The 13953-nt window shown below is 72.3% G+C and carries 11 protein-coding genes; 5 read left to right on the top strand and 6 right to left on the bottom strand.

Translation table 11 applies throughout. The annotated features are described in order from the left end of the window. Positions 1-61 precede the first annotated feature (61 nt). Both C1J00_RS24740 and C1J00_RS24735 read right to left on the bottom strand, forming a co-directional pair. Positions 62-1150 (bottom strand): branched-chain amino acid aminotransferase, encoded by a 1089-nt coding sequence (locus C1J00_RS24740; protein ID WP_102911251.1) that lies wholly within the window; start codon positions 1148-1150, stop codon positions 62-64. 242 nt (positions 1151-1392) lie between these two features. Next, the gene (locus C1J00_RS24735; RefSeq protein ID WP_102911250.1) at positions 1393-2436 is read right to left on the bottom strand and encodes a 3-isopropylmalate dehydrogenase; all 1044 of its coding nucleotides are present in this window, start codon (positions 2434-2436) and stop codon (positions 1393-1395) included. Between the two features lie 161 nt (positions 2437-2597). Between C1J00_RS24735 and C1J00_RS24730 the strand changes: the two genes are divergently transcribed. Further along, positions 2598-4172 (top strand): purple acid phosphatase family protein, encoded by a 1575-nt coding sequence (locus tag C1J00_RS24730; protein WP_102911249.1) that lies wholly within the window; start codon positions 2598-2600, stop codon positions 4170-4172. A gap of 49 nt (positions 4173-4221) precedes the next feature. Here C1J00_RS24730 and C1J00_RS47685 read toward each other — a convergent pair whose 3' ends face one another. From C1J00_RS47685 to C1J00_RS24710, 4 genes are all read right to left on the bottom strand, one after another. After that, a complete protein-coding gene (locus C1J00_RS47685; protein ID WP_102911248.1) occupies positions 4222-4353 on the bottom strand; it encodes a hypothetical protein in 132 nt (43 codons plus the stop codon). 249 nt (positions 4354-4602) lie between these two features. Then, positions 4603-5145: a GNAT family N-acetyltransferase gene (locus C1J00_RS24720; RefSeq protein WP_102911247.1), complete on the bottom strand. Its 543-nt coding sequence runs from the start codon at positions 5143-5145 to the stop codon at positions 4603-4605. Positions 5146-5219: 74 nt separating this feature from the next. Then, on the bottom strand, positions 5220-6851 hold the full coding sequence (pruA, locus tag C1J00_RS24715; RefSeq protein WP_102911246.1) for an L-glutamate gamma-semialdehyde dehydrogenase: 1632 nt from the start codon (positions 6849-6851) through the stop codon (positions 5220-5222). Positions 6852-7056: 205 nt separating this feature from the next. Beyond that, complete coding sequence (locus tag C1J00_RS24710) at positions 7057-8037, bottom strand: proline dehydrogenase family protein (RefSeq protein ID WP_102911245.1); 981 nt, start codon at positions 8035-8037, stop codon at positions 7057-7059. A 191-nt stretch (positions 8038-8228) separates the two neighbouring features. On the opposite strand from C1J00_RS24710, the gene C1J00_RS24705 reads away from it, so the two are divergent. The 4 genes from C1J00_RS24705 to C1J00_RS24690 form a co-directional block, all read left to right on the top strand. Further along, a complete protein-coding gene (locus C1J00_RS24705; RefSeq protein ID WP_281262769.1) occupies positions 8229-9728 on the top strand; it encodes a PucR family transcriptional regulator in 1500 nt (499 codons plus the stop codon). A 264-nt stretch (positions 9729-9992) separates the two neighbouring features. After that, positions 9993-11486 carry an ABC transporter substrate-binding protein gene (locus tag C1J00_RS24700; RefSeq protein ID WP_102911243.1) on the top strand — a complete coding sequence of 498 codons (1494 nt, stop codon included), beginning with the start codon at positions 9993-9995 and terminating at the stop codon, positions 11484-11486. After that, positions 11483-13252, top strand: a complete 1770-nt coding sequence (locus C1J00_RS24695) for an ABC transporter permease subunit (RefSeq protein WP_245936488.1) — start codon at positions 11483-11485, stop codon at positions 13250-13252. The genes C1J00_RS24700 and C1J00_RS24695 overlap by 4 nt, the downstream gene beginning before the upstream one ends. Further along, the coding region (locus C1J00_RS24690; RefSeq protein ID WP_102911252.1) for an ABC transporter ATP-binding protein at positions 13242-13953 on the top strand (712 nt) is incomplete at its 3' end. The genes C1J00_RS24695 and C1J00_RS24690, both read left to right, overlap by 11 nt.

Below are 13953 nucleotides of genomic sequence, written 5' to 3'. Positions count from 1 at the left end.
GGCCGGCGGCGGCCCGCGCCGGGGGGCCGGGGCGGGGCCCCGGCCTGCGCCGAGTGCTGCCCTATCCCAGCTGGTGCATCCAACCGTGCTTGTCCTCGGCCGTGCCCCGCTGAATGTCGAGCAGCGCCTGACGCAGCCGCAGCGTGACCTCGCCCGGCTCTCCCCCGCTCTGCTTCCACTCCACCCCGGCCCGCTTCACCGTACCGACCGGGGTGATCACCGCGGCCGTACCGCACGCGAAGACCTCGGTCAGCGACCCGTTCTCCGAGTCCCGCTGCCACTGGTCGACCGAGACCCGGCCCTCCTCCGCCTCGTACCCGAGGTCACGGGCGACGGAGAGCAGGGAGTCGCGCGTGACGCCCTCCAGGATGGACCCGGTGAGCGACGGCGTCACGATCTTGTCGCCGTACACGAAGTACAGGTTCATGCCGCCCAGCTCCTCGACCCACGTGTGCTCCACGGCGTCGAGGTAGCAGACCTGGTCGCAGCCCTTCGTGGCGGCCTCGGCCTGCGCGAGCAGGGACGCCGCGTAGTTGCCGCCCGTCTTCGCGTCGCCCATGCCGCCGGGGACGGCACGGACCCGGTCCTCGGAGACCCAGATGGACACCGGCTTCACACCACCGGGGAAGTAGGCCCCGGCCGGGGATGCGATCACCAGGAACAGGTACTCGTTGGCCGGCTTCACACCCAGCCCGACCTCGGTGGCGATCATGAACGGACGCAGGTAGAGGGACTCCTCACCGCCGTGCGCCGGCACCCATGCCTTGTCCTGCTTCACCAGGGCGTCGCACGCCTCGATGAACGTCTCGACCGGCAGCTCGGGCATCGCGAGCCGGCGGGCGGAGCGCTGGAACCGCTCGGCGTTCTTCTCGGGGCGGAAGGTGGCGACGGAGCCGTCGGGCCGGCGGTAGGCCTTCAGCCCTTCGAAGATCTCCTGGGCGTAGTGCAGGACCGTGGTGGCGGGGTCGAGGGAGATCGGCGCGTACGGCACGAGCTGGCCGTCGTGCCAGCCGCGGCCCTCCGTCCACTTGATCGTCACCATGTGGTCGGTGAAGTGGCGGCCGAACCCGGGGTTGGCCAGGATGCCTTCGCGTTCCGCGGCGGAGAGCGGGTTGGCGGAGGGCTTGAGCTCGATCGTGGGCGTCGTCATGGGTTGATGTCCTTCACCGGTTGTAGTGACGGGCCGCGCTCGGTACTGCTCTGATGGTGACCAGTGCTAGGACGTCCGAGCATTCCCTCGTTCCGCGGCCTCGCGTTCGATTATCGCCCGGGGGCGGCGGCGGAAGGAACGGGGTGAATGCGGCCCGGTGGTCGATGGTGACACCCGGCGGGAACATGCGAAAGCCGCCGGGCGCGGTGACGACCCGGCGGCTTGCGGTGTGCAGCGGCGGGTCAGCCGGCTACCCGTACGGCGAGCGCGTCGCCGATCTCCGAGGTGGAGCGGGCGGGCTTGCCGGTGCGCTCGGCGAGGTCGGCGGCGACCGCGTCGTCGATGCGGGCGGCCTCGGCCTCGTAGCCGAGGTGGCGCAGGAGCAGGGCGACGGACAGCACGGTGGCGGTCGGGTCGGCCTTGCCCTGGCCGGCGATGTCCGGGGCCGAGCCGTGCACGGGCTCGAACATCGAGGGGAAGTCGCCGGAGGGGTTGATGTTCCCGCTGGCGGCGACGCCGATGCCGCCGGAGACGGCCGCGGCGAGGTCGGTGACGATGTCGCCGAAGAGGTTGTCCGTGACGATCACGTCGAAGCGCTCGGGCTGCGTGACGAGGTAGATGGTCGCCGCGTCCACGTGCATGTACTCGGTGGTGACCTCGGGGAACTCCTCGGCCACCTTGTTGAAGACGTTCGTCCACAGGTGACCGGCGAAGGTCAGCACGTTGTTCTTGTGGATCAGCGCCAGCTTCTTTCGGGGACGGGCCTGGGCGCGCGCGAAGGCGTCCCGCACCACGCGCTCGACACCGAAGGCCGTGTTCACCGAGACCTCGGTGGCGACCTCGTGCTCGGTGCCCTTGCGGATCGTGCCGCCGTTGCCGGTGTACGGGCCCTCGGTGCCCTCGCGGACCACGACGAAGTCGATCTCCGGCTCGCCCGCGAGCGGGGTGGCGACTCCCGGGAGGAGCTTGGAGGGCCGCAGGTTGACGTGGTGATCGAAGGCGAAGCGGAGCTTGAGCAGGAAGCCGCGCTCCAGGACGCCGGAGGGCACGGACGGGTCGCCGATCGCGCCGAGCAGGATGGCGTCGTGCCGCTTCAGGGCGTCGAGGTCGGCGTCGGTGAGGGTCTCACCGGTGGCGTGGTAGCGCCGGGCGCCGAAGTCGTACTCCTCGGTCTCCAGCTTCACATCCTGCGGAAGGACGGCGGAGAGGACTTTCAGACCTTCGGCCACGACCTCCTGGCCGATGCCGTCACCGGGGATCACTGCGAGATTGATGCTGCGAGACATGCGGGCACCCTACTCCTCGTCCCATGTGATGACACGGGCCGTCCGTGATGCGGACATCAGGAGGGCGGGGCCTCGCCCGCCCGGGGACGGCACGCGTCCGTCGGTTCGCGTTCACCCGTACGTCGTGGGGACGTTGGCCCGCGCTGGGAAGTTCACTGGACATGGAGATCCCCCACTTCGGCATCCCGCCCGAGCTCGCCCGCCGGATGAGCATGGCGGAGCAGCACGAGTACCTGCGGACGCGACTGTCGCGGCGGCGCACCCTGGTGACCGCGGGCGCGGTGGCGAGCGGGCTGCTGACCGGCTGCACCGGCTCCGGCTCCCGGTCCGGACAGGGCGGGGCGGCCGGGAGCCCGTCGCCCGGCACCTCGAAGGCGCCCGGCTCCCTCATCACACCCTTCGGCCGCCATCTCGCGTTCGGCGCCGACCCCAGGACGCAGATGCGGATCTCCTGGCAGGTGCCGCTCGCGGTGAAGAAGCCCTACGTGCGGGTGGGTCTGCGCCCCGACGACCTCGGCCGCAAGGTCGAGGCGGAGCTGCGCGACCTGCACACCCCGGAGCTGAAAGGCGTACGGGCGGCGGTCGACCAGTACTACCTGCACGCCGCGCTGGACGGCCTGCGCCCGGGATCGACGTACTACTACGGCGTCGGCCACGAGGGCTTCGACCCGGCCTCCCCGCGGCACCGGCGGACCGTCACGTCCTTCCGCACGGCGCCGGCGAGCCCACCCGAGCGGTTCGTGTTCACGGCGTTCGGCGACCAGGGCGTGGGTGACGAGGCGGCACTCAACGACCGTACGCTCCTGCGCCGGGAGCCCGCCTTCCATCTGCACGCGGGCGACATCTGCTACGCCGATCCGACCGGCGAGGGCAAGGAGTCGGACGTCTTCGACGCGGGCCAGTGGGACCGTTTCCTGAAGCAGACGGAGCCGGTGGCCAGGTCGGTGCCGTGGATGGTGACGACCGGCAACCACGACATGGAGGCCTGGTACTCACCGGACGGCTACGGCGGCCAGCTCGCCCGGTTCTCCCTGCCGGACAGCGGCTTCGACGCCCGTACGGCACCGGGGGTGTACGCCTTCACGTACGGCAACGTGGGCGTGGTCGCGCTGGACGCGAACGACGTGTCGTACGAGATCCCCGCCAACTTCGGCTACACGGAGGGGAGGCAGACGAAGTGGCTGGACGGGAAGCTCCGCGAGCTGAGGTCCTCGAAGGACGTCGACTTCATCGTCGTCTTCTTCCACCACTGCGCGTACTCGACGTCCACGCACGCCTCCGACGGCGGGGTGCGTGCCGAGTGGCTGCCGTTGTTCGCCCGGCACGAGGTGGACCTGGTGATCAACGGGCACAACCACGTCTACGAGCGGACCGACGCCGTCCGGGGCGGTGAGGTGGGCAGGCCGGTGCCGGTCGGCGGGACGACGGATCCGCGGCGGGACGGGATCGTGTACGTCACCGCGGGCGGCGGCGGCAAGGAGCTGTACGGCTTCCCCGACGGCGTGAAGGAGAGCTACGAGGGGAACACCGCCGACCACGAGCCGGTCACCACGTTCCGGTGGACCAAGTCCCGGGACACCAAGGCTGAGTCGGCGCAGTGGTCGCGGGTGCGCTACCGCGGCTTCTCGTTCCTCTCGGTGGAGGCGGTCAGCGGCGGCCGGCCGAGACTGAAGGTGTCGGCGCTGGCGTCGAGCGGTGCGCGGATCGACCACTTCGAGGTGCGGCGCGGGGCGTGAGGCCCACCGCTCCTCGTCGGGCGGCTCCCGGTCCTGTTGGGGGTGTGGCTCAGTGGCCGCTGGATCCGCCGTTGTCCCTGCGGTCGAGGGCGCGCTGGAGCGCGGCGGCGGCGTTCTTGCGGTCGGACTCGGTCGTAGGGGAAACGTGACGGACTCGGCGGCGGACGGTCGTCTCGGCCATGGGAAATCGACTCCTTCGACAGCACGGAGTGCAACAGGGAGGGTTACGAGACGCCGGAAGGGGCGGGGAGCGGTGCCGCAGGGGTTACCTGCACGGGGCGCGGCTCACGACCGCCATTCGCTTGGTCGAGCGAGACGTTCGGCTCCTACAAAGCTAAGGGAGCGCGGAGCGTCTGTCTCCACAGTTACTCGGACTTCCTACTATCTGAGACGGTGGACTGGGTCACACTGCCTTGACCTGCGGTGATCTCTAGAGCACGTCGCCGTCGCGCCAGTCGAAGAGCAGCTCCCGCCCGGGGTCGAGGGAGCCGGCCAGGGAGGTACGGACGTAGGTGCTGCCCTCTTCGTCCGGGAGGCGGACGATGCCGTCCCGCGGGCTGAGGGCGTGCACCCGGCCGGGCCACGGCTGCCAGCCGCGGGAGGTGTAGAGCCGGGCCCCGTCGTCGCTCGCGGAGAGGGCGCCGAGGTCGTAGGCGCGGTCGACGACCCGTTCCAGTTCCGCCATGACCAGCCCGCCGAGGCCGGTGCGGCGCGCGTCGGCGCGGACGGCGACGTTCTCGACGTACCCGGTGCGCAGCCACCGGCCGCGGTGGCGCACCCGCCGCATCACGACCGCGCCGTGCGCCGCGAGCCCCGAGCCGTCGTGGACGAGGGCGTGCATGCCGCCGAGGCCGTGGTCCCAGTCGTCGTCGCCGAAGTCGCCGTCGAACGCGGCGTCCAGGAGGCGGCGCACGGCGTCGAGTTCGGCGGGGCCGAGGTCGGCGGTGTGGACGGTGCGCGCTCGGGTGGCCATCGGCCCAGTCTTCCCCCGGACGTGCCGAGGGGCCAGGTCTTTTTGGTGACCTGGCCCCTAGGTGCGGCTGGGTGTCAGCCCATGTGCGGGTAGGTGTAGTCGGTCGGCGGGACCAGCGTCTCCTTGATGGCGCGGGTCAGGGTCCAGCGCATCAGGTTCTGCGGGGCGCCGGCCTTGTCGTTGGTGCCGGAGGCGCGGCCACCGCCGAAGGGCTGCTGGCCGACGACGGCACCGGTCGACTTGTCGTTGATGTAGAAGTTGCCGGCGGCGTAGCGCAGCTTGTCCGCCGTGTAGGCCGCCGCCGCGCGGTCGTTCGCGATGACCGAGCCGGTCAGCGCGTAGTCGGAGACGGACTCCATCTGCGTCAGCATCTCGTCGTACTTGTCGTCCTCGTAGACGTGTACGGCGATGATCGGGCCGAAGTACTCGGTGCGGAAGACCTCGTTCTCCGGGTCGGTGCACTCGATGACGGTCGGGCGGACGAAGTAGCCCACGGAGTCGTCGTAGCTGCCGCCCGCGACGATCGTGCAGGAGGCGTCCTCCTTGGCGCGGTCGATGGCGGCCTTGTTCTTGGCGAAGGCACGCTCGTCGATGACGGCGCCGATGAAGTTCGACAGGTCCGTGACGTCGCCCATCTTGATGCCGTCGACCTCGGCGGCGAGCTCCTCCTTGAAGCCGGAGTTCCAGATCGAGGCGGGGATGTAAGCCCGGGACGTGGCGCTGCACTTCTGGCCCTGGAACTCGAAGGCACCGCGGGTGAACGCCGTCTTCAGGATCGCCGGGTCGGCCGACGGGTGGGCGACGAGGAAGTCCTTGCCGCCGGTCTCGCCGACGAGGCGGGGGTAGGTGCGGTACTTCTCGATGTTGGCGCCGACCGTCTTCCACAGGTACTGGAAGGTGGGGGTCGAGCCGGTGAAGTGGATGCCGGCGAGGTCGCGGTGCTCCAGGGCGACCTTCGAGACCTCGATGCCGTCGCCGGTGACGAGGTTGATGACGCCCTTGGGCAGGCCCGCCTCCTCCAGGAGCTGCATGAGCAGCACGGCGGCGTGGGTCTGCGTCGGGGACGGCTTCCAGACGACGACGTTGCCCATCAGGGCCGGGGCCGTCGGCAGGTTGCCCGCGATCGCGGTGAAGTTGAAGGGCGTGACCGCGTAGACGAAGCCCTCCAGCGGGCGGTGGTCCAGCCGGTTCCACACACCCGGAGAGTTGGCCGGCGGCTGCTCGGCCAGCAGGTTGCGGGCGTAGGAGACGTTGAACCGCCAGAAGTCGATCAGCTCGCAGGGCGTGTCGATCTCGGCCTGCTGGGCGGTCTTGGACTGGCCGAGCATGGTGGAGGCGGCGAGCGTCTCGCGCCACGGTCCGGACAGCAGCTCGGCGGCGCGCAGGATGATCGCCGCGCGGTCGTCGAAGGACATCGCACGCCAGGCGGGCGCGGCGGCCAGGGCCGCGTCGATGGCGTCCTGGGCGTCCGCCTGCGTGGCGTTGCGGTACGTGCCGAGCACGGCCCGGTGGTTGTGCGGCTGGACGACCTTGAAGGCCTCGCCGCCGCCCATCCGCTTCTCGCCGCCGATGGTGCAGGGCAGGTCGACGGGGTTGTCGGCCAGCTCCTTCAGCCGGGCCTCCAGGCGGGCCCGCTCGGGCGAGCCGGGGGCGTAGCCGTGCACCGGCTCGTTGACGGGGGTGGGGACCTGGGTCACAGCGTCCATGTTGTCCGTAACTCCTTACTGAGCGGTGTGTCGGTCTCGGCCCTTGGCGGGCTCATGGCCCTCGAAGGGCTCTCAGCCCTTGGTGATCATGCTTCGCGCGAAAAAGCGCAGGCTCGCCGGCTTCTCCGCGAGGCGCCGCATGCTGTGCCTTCCCGGGGGACGACCCCCGGACCCCCAGCAGGGGCCGCAGCACAGCCTCGTTCCATCAGCCACGTGTGATCACACTCCTGGCGAAGAAGCGCAGGTTCGCCGGCTTCTCCGCGAGGCGCCGCATGAAGTAGCCGTACCAGTCGGTGCCGTACGCGGTGTACACGCGCATCCGGTGGCCCTCGGAGGCCAGCCTCAGGTGCTCGTCGGTGCGGATGCCGTAGAGCATCTGGAACTCGTACTCGTCGAGCTTGCGCCCGGCCTGGTGGGCGAGTTCCTGGCCGATCGCGATCAGGCGCGGGTCGTGGGACCCGATCATCGGGTACCCCTTACCCTCCATCAACGTCCGCAGAATGCGCACGTATGCCCGGTCGATCTCATGTTTGTCCTGATACGCGACCGAGGCGGGCTCCTTGTACGCGCCCTTGACCAGGCGGACCCGGCTGCCGTTCGCGGCGAGGCGGCGGGCGTCGTCCTCGGTGCGGAAGAGGTAGGCCTGGATGACGCAGCCGGTCTGCGGGAAGTCCTTCCGCAGTTCGTCGTGGATGGCGAACATCGAGTCGAGGGTGGTGTGGTCCTCGGCGTCGAGCGTGACGGTGGTACCGATCTCGGCGGCGGCCTCGACAACCGGGCGGACGTTCTTCAGGGCCAGCTCGTGGCCGTCCTGGAAGGTGCGGGTGGGCCCGGAGGGCCCTTCGAACAGGGCGGTGGTGGGCGACGGGAGGGCCTGCCCGAACATCGACAGCTTCACCGACATCTCGGCGCGGGGGCCGAGCTCCAGCGGCTTGAGGCGGTCGACGAGCTCCAGGTAGGCGTCCCGGGCGGCGGCGGCCTGCGCGGGGGTGGTGATGTCCTCGCCGACGACGTCCATCGTCAGTTCGAGGCCGTTGTCCGCGAGGTCCCGGACGACGGGGACGATGTCGTCGACGTCCTCGCCCGGGATGAAGCGGTCGACGACCTGCTTGGTCACCGGGGCCGCCGAGACCAGGCGTCGCATCCGGTCGCTGCGTGACGCGGCGAGAATCACGGGACCCAGCACGGGGCACCTCCAGAGCACAAGCAACGTGAGGGCCGGACCCCTCGCGGATGAAGCGTCGGGTACGGCACGGAGAACCACCGTGAAACCTAAGGATCCCTCCGATCGTCGGCCATCGACAGCTGTCACGCATTCGTGCCGCAGATCTCAGACAGATGTATGAAGGGGTCCGGGAAGTGCGCGACAATGCCCGGGTGACGTCGGAACACAGGGGTGACTACGAGGAGCTGGTCGACGAGATCTCGGAGCTGCTCGGAGCGCCCGCGACCTTGGAGAACCGGGACTTCGAGCTGATCGCCTTCGGGGCGTACGACAGTGAGGGCGACCTCGATCCGTCGGCCCTGGACCCGGTGCGCACCCGCTCGATCCTCACCCGGCGCTCGACAGCGGCGGTCCGGGCCTGGTTCGAGGGCTTCGGCATCACCCGGGCGACGGGCCCGGTCCGCATCCCTCCGACACCGGAGGCCGGGGTCTACCGGGGCCGGATCTGTCTCCCCGTCCGGCACCGGGGCGTGGTGCACGGCTACGTCTGGATGCTCGACGACGATCCCGGCCCGAGCGAACACCGGCTGTCCGCCGCCATGCGGGTCACGGCCCGGATCGGCGCGCTGCTCGCGGACGAGGCCCAGCACGGTGCCGACCTCAGCCGCGAACTGCGGGCGGTGCTCACGGCCGAGTCCGGCTGGCAGAGCGACATGGCGATCGGGGAGCTCCGTACCGCCCTCGGCTCCCGCGCCGACGGCCCCCACACGGTGGTATGCGTTGCCCCCTGGCCCTCGGCCGACCCGGACGACGCGCCGTCGGTCCGCACGATGCCGGGCGCGACAGCACTGTGCACGTTGCCGTGGGGGGCCGCCGAGAGTTGCGTGGCGGTTCTGATGCGCCTGCGCTCGACGGACGTGCTGACACCGGCGACGAACGCGGCGGGACGGTTGCTGGAGCGGGGACGTGCGAGCGGCGGCGGGCCGGGGGGACCTCCGCCAGGGACGGCCGCGGCCCCGGGCGGCTCGCCCCCGGGCAGCTCATCCCCGGGCGGTGCGGCTGCACGCGGGGCGGTCACCCGTGGGGCGGATGCCCGCGCTGCGGGTGAACAACGGGCCGACGCAGGGCCCGGCAGCCACGGCGCGAGGAGACAACCCACCGACACCACCGCGGGCGCACCGGCCCCCGGCGTCGCGAGCGGGGCATCCACCGGCACGTCGCGCAGGGCCGGGGGGCCGGTCGCGCACGGGCCGGCCGGGGGCGCCTCGCGCGGTCCCGTCGCCGGTCTCGCCACGCCCCGCTCCGGTATCGCCGAGCTGGGGCTCGCCTGGCGGGAGGCCTCGGCCGCCGCTCGGGCGGCGCTCGCGGAGCCCCGGCTCGGGCCGATCGCCGAGTGGTCCGCGATCGGGCCTTTCCGGCTGCTCACCGCCCTGCCGCCGGAGGTGGCGCACGACCCCGCCGTACAAGTGCTGCTCTCCCCCGCTCACCGCGAACTCGCCCGCACCGCCGAGGTCTACCTGGACTGCGCCGGCCAGGCCGCCCGGGCCGCCGCCGAGCTGGGCATCCACCGCCAGACCCTGTACTACCGCCTGTCCCGGATCGAGAAGCTGACCGGCCTCGACCTGGACGACGGCGAGGACCGGCTGCTGCTGCACATGGCGCTGAAGGGGGCCCGGCTCGCACACGGCACGGCCACGGGGCCGCCCGGGTGAGAGTCCGGCACCCGGGTGAGAGTCCGGCACCCGGGTGAGAGTCCGGCACCCGGGTGAGAGCCCGGCACCTCCCGGGCGGACGCCGCCCATCGCCGCCCGGGCGCTGAGCGCGTGCTTCCGTCCGGTTCGCCGAACACCCTCTGTCCGAGGCGGACCGGGCCGGGTGATCGAGACCCCACTCCTGAAAACGATTGTCATCGTGCTACGGTCGTGGCGCATTCAACCATTGACCGTTGTTTGACCATGCCTTGACCGAGGTGTCCCGTGCGCGTCCCCGCTCGTCTCGTCCCCCTCACCGCCCTGACCGCTGCCTCCGCCCTGCTCACCGGCTGTTTCGCCGGCGGGCAGCCGGCCGCGGACGACTCCGGGGCGGGAGGCAAGCGGATACGCGTCGCCATGATGCTGCCACCGCGCTCGGCCCTGTCCCCACTGTCGGACGACGCCTTCAAACTGTCGCGCTGGTCGACGGCGGAGACCCTGGTCAAGCTGGACACCGACGGGGACGCCGAGCCCGCGCTCGCCACCGAGTGGACCCAGTCCGGCCCGAGCTGGACCTTCACCCTGCGCGATGAGGTCACCTTCCACGACGGCACCGAGCTCACCGCCGAAGCCGTGGTCAACTCCCTCAACACGGCCGCCGCGGCCTCCCCCAAGCCGCGCATCCTCGACGGCGTGGACCTGACCGCGAAGGCCGACGGCGACAAGGTCACCGTCACCACCGCCACCGAGGACCCCCTGGTCCCGCAGCGGCTCAGTTCCCCGCAGCTGTCGATCCTGGCCGCCAAGGCCTACCGGGGGAAGACCGTCGACCCCGTCGGCGCGGGCACCGGGCCCTTCGAGCTGACGAAGGTCAACGGCACCTCCTCGGCCGAGCTGGACCGCTACGACCGCTACTGGGGGAAGAAGGCCAAGGCCCCCGGGATCGACGTGCGGTTCGTGCCCGACGGCACCGCCCGCGCGGCCTCCCTGCGCAGTGGCGAGGCCGACATCGTCGAGGCGGTCCCGGTCTCGCAGGCGGCGGTACTGGATCAGGACCTGATCACCGAGGTGCCCATGCCGCGCACCAACACCCTGTACCTCAACACCGAGAAGGGCGTGTTCAAGGACGCCGGGCTGCGGGCGGCGGCCCGTGAGGCGATCGACGCCGAGTCGATCGTGAAGGGCGTGTACGAGGGGCGCGCCGATGTCGCCGAGGGTCTGCTCGGCCCCGCCCTGCCGTGGGCGGCGGAGCTGCGCAAGCCGGTGAAGCGGGCCGCGGCGGGCGACCCGGCCGACCGGACGATCACCCTCGGCACCTTCACCGACCGCGCCGAGCTGCCCGAGGTCGCCGCGGCGCTGCAGCAGCAGCTGCAGAAGGCCGGGTTCAAGGTGAAGCTCGACGTGCGCGAGTACGCCAACATCGAGTCCGACGCGCTGGCGGGCGAGTTCGACGCTTTCATCCTCTCCCGCGCCACCGTCCTCGACTCCGGCGACCCGGCCGCCTACCTCTACAGCGACTTCGCCTCCGACGGCTCCTTCAACATCGCCCAGCTCGCCGACCCGGCCGTCGACAAGGCCTTGGAGAAGGCGGGCGAGACCAGGACCGGTGACCCGCGCCGGGCCGCGGTCATCGCCGCCGAGGCCGCCGTGCTCGGCACCGACGCGGCCGTGCCGATGCTGCACGAGCGGGTGATCCAGGGCGATGCCGCGGGCGTCACCGGCGCCGCCCACGACCCGCGTGAGCGGGAGCTGGTCACGGCCGACACCTACGTCAAGTGAGACTCCGCACAAGGCGGTTGGCGGACGCCGCCACGCTCACCCGGCTGCTCTGCCTCATCGCCGTCCTGGCCGCCGTCGGCCTGCTGCCCTGGCTCTCCGGCCGGGACCCGGCACTGGCCGTGCTGCGGGCCCGCTCCGCCGAGCAGGACCCGACCGAGGAAGCCCTGGACTCCGTACGGCGGGACCTCGGTCTGGACGCCGGACCCCTGTCCCTGCTCGGCCACTGGGCCTCGGACCTGCTGCACGGCGACCTCGGCATCTCCTGGGTGTCGGGTACCGAGGTCCTGCCCTCCGTGCTCTCCGGGCTCCAGGTGTCACTGGCGCTGATGGGCGTTTCGCTCGGCCTGGCACTGCTGCTCGCGTGCGCCCTGGTCGCGCCGGTGCTGGTGCGGGGCCGGGCCTCGGCCGGGGCGTGGGCCGCGATGCTGGTCGCCATACCCGAGTTCCTGCTGGCCACGGTCGTGCTGCTGCTCTTCGGCGTCTGGCTGGGGTGGCTGCCGACGTCGGGCTGGGTGGGGCCGGAGAACATGGTCCTGCCCGCCGTCGCCCTCGGCGTACCCGGCGGCGGCCTGCTCGGCCGTCTGGTCGCGGACGCGCTGCCCGCCGTGCTCGACGAGCGGTGGGTCGAGCTGTGGCGGGCCGCCGGGGTGAGCCGGGCGCGGATCGCGGGGGCGGCGCTGCGGCGCGTCCTGCCGCCGCTGGTCCCGCAGCTCGGGATGGTCGCCGTGGGGCTCACCGGGGGCGCGGTCGCCGTGGAGACGGTCTTCGCGGTGCCGGGCATCGGGCGTACCGCGCTCGGCGCGGCCAAGTCGCAGGACCTGCCGCTGCTCCAGGGCGCGGTGCTCGCGCTGCTCGCGCTCGGGCTGGTCACGGGCGCGCTGGCGGCGCTCGCCCGGCGGCGGCTGCTGGGCCCGGCCCTGCGGGACGCCTCGCTGGCACTGCCCCCGGCACGGCCGGTACGGGCGCATCGCGCGGTCCCGGCGACGCTGTTCGCCGTCCTCGCCGTGACCATCGGCTGGGGTCTGCTGCGCGACCCGTACGCGGTGAACACCACGGCGAGGCTGGCCGCACCCTCGTGGGCGCACCCGCTCGGCACCGACGGCCTCGGCCGTGACGTGCTCGCACGGCTGGGCCACGGCGCCGCCTCCACGGTCGGCACGGCGGCGGCCGTCTGCCTGCTGAGCCTGCTGGTCTCGCTGGCGCTGGGGTTCCTGCCGCGGATCGCGGAGGGCGCGGCGGACATCGCCAACGCCCTGCCCCCGGTGATCGTCGGCATCCTCGTCGCGGCGGCCGTCGGGCCCGGCACCGGCGGTGCGGCCCTCGCGGTCGCGCTGATCTCCTGGCCGGCCCTGTCATCGCACGCGGCGGCTCTGGTGCAGGAGGTGCGCGCGTCGGCGTTCCTCACCGCCCAACGGGCGATCGGGGCGAGCCCGTTGTGGATCCTCACCCGGCACGTCCTGCCGTCCGTGGCCGCCCCGGTCGCCCGGCACGCCCTGCTGCGGCTGCCGGGCATCGCCCTCGCCCTGGCCTCACTGGGCTTCCTGGGTCTGGGCGCCCAGCCGCCCGCCCCCGAGTGGGGGCTGCTGCTCGACGAGTCCCGCGCCTACGTGGAACGCGCCCCGTGGGCGGCCCTCGCCCCGGCGGTGGCGCTGGCCCTGCTGGCCGGTCTCGCGGTGTCGGGGGCCGCGCTCGCGCGAGGCCGAGGCCGCAGGACACGGCGTGTCACCCCCGCTCCGGTCACAAAGGAGGCCCCCGTTGGAGTCTGAGCCACTGCTGTCGGTGCGCGAGCTGCGGATCACCTTCGACGGGGTCGAGGCCGTGCGCGGCCTGTCCTTCGACGTCCGTCCGCGCGAAGTGCTGGCGATCGTCGGGGAGTCGGGAGCGGGCAAGTCCCTCACGGCCCGCGCCCTCCTCGGCATGCTGCCGCGCGGCGCGACCACGAGCGGGACGATCCACCCGGATCTCTCGGCCCACCGCGGCCGCCGCATCTCCCTGGTCCCCCAGGACGCCCTGTCGGCGCTGTCCCCCGTGCACCCGGTCGGCGACCAACTGGCCGCCGCCGTACGGTCGGTGGCCGGGGTGTCCCGCAAGGAGGCGCGGGCCCGGGCGGTCGCGGCCCTGGACCGGGTCGGCATCCCCGACGCGGCCCGCAGGGCACGGGCGTACCCGCACGAGTACTCCGGCGGCATGCGGCAGCGCGCGGTGATCGCCATGGCGACGATCAACGAACCGGACGTGGTCGTCGCCGACGAGCCCACCACGGCTCTCGACGAGGAGCGGCGCGACCAGGTGCTGCGGCTGCTGGCGGAGCAGCGGGAGGCCGTCGGGGCCGCGCTGGTCCTGGTGACGCACGACATGGACGTCGTCGGCGGCCACGCGGACCGGGTGCTGGTCATGTACGCCGGGCGTCTCACCGAACTCGGCGCGGCGGACGAGGTGCTGGCCCGCCCCCGGGCCCCTTACACGG

The organism is Streptomyces cahuitamycinicus (genome assembly GCF_002891435.1).
GTDB lineage: Bacteria > Actinomycetota > Actinomycetes > Streptomycetales > Streptomycetaceae > Streptomyces > Streptomyces cahuitamycinicus.
Note: the sequence above shows the minus strand (reverse complement) of the source record. Positions and strands in the feature narration are given on the sequence as shown.

Excerpts from the sequence above, each read along its gene's own strand:
- C1J00_RS24740 (WP_102911251.1), bottom strand. The coding sequence starts at position 1,150 with ATGACGACGCCCACGATCGAGCTCAAGCCCTCCGCCAACCCGCTCTCC.
- C1J00_RS24735 (WP_102911250.1), bottom strand. The coding sequence starts at position 2,436 with ATGTCTCGCAGCATCAATCTCGCAGTGATCCCCGGTGACGGCATCGGC.
- C1J00_RS24730 (WP_102911249.1), top strand. The coding sequence starts at position 2,598 with ATGGAGATCCCCCACTTCGGCATCCCGCCCGAGCTCGCCCGCCGGATG.
- C1J00_RS47685 (WP_102911248.1), bottom strand. The coding sequence starts at position 4,353 with ATGGCCGAGACGACCGTCCGCCGCCGAGTCCGTCACGTTTCCCCTACG.
- C1J00_RS24720 (WP_102911247.1), bottom strand. The coding sequence starts at position 5,145 with ATGGCCACCCGAGCGCGCACCGTCCACACCGCCGACCTCGGCCCCGCC.
- pruA (WP_102911246.1), bottom strand. The coding sequence starts at position 6,851 with ATGGACGCTGTGACCCAGGTCCCCACCCCCGTCAACGAGCCGGTGCAC.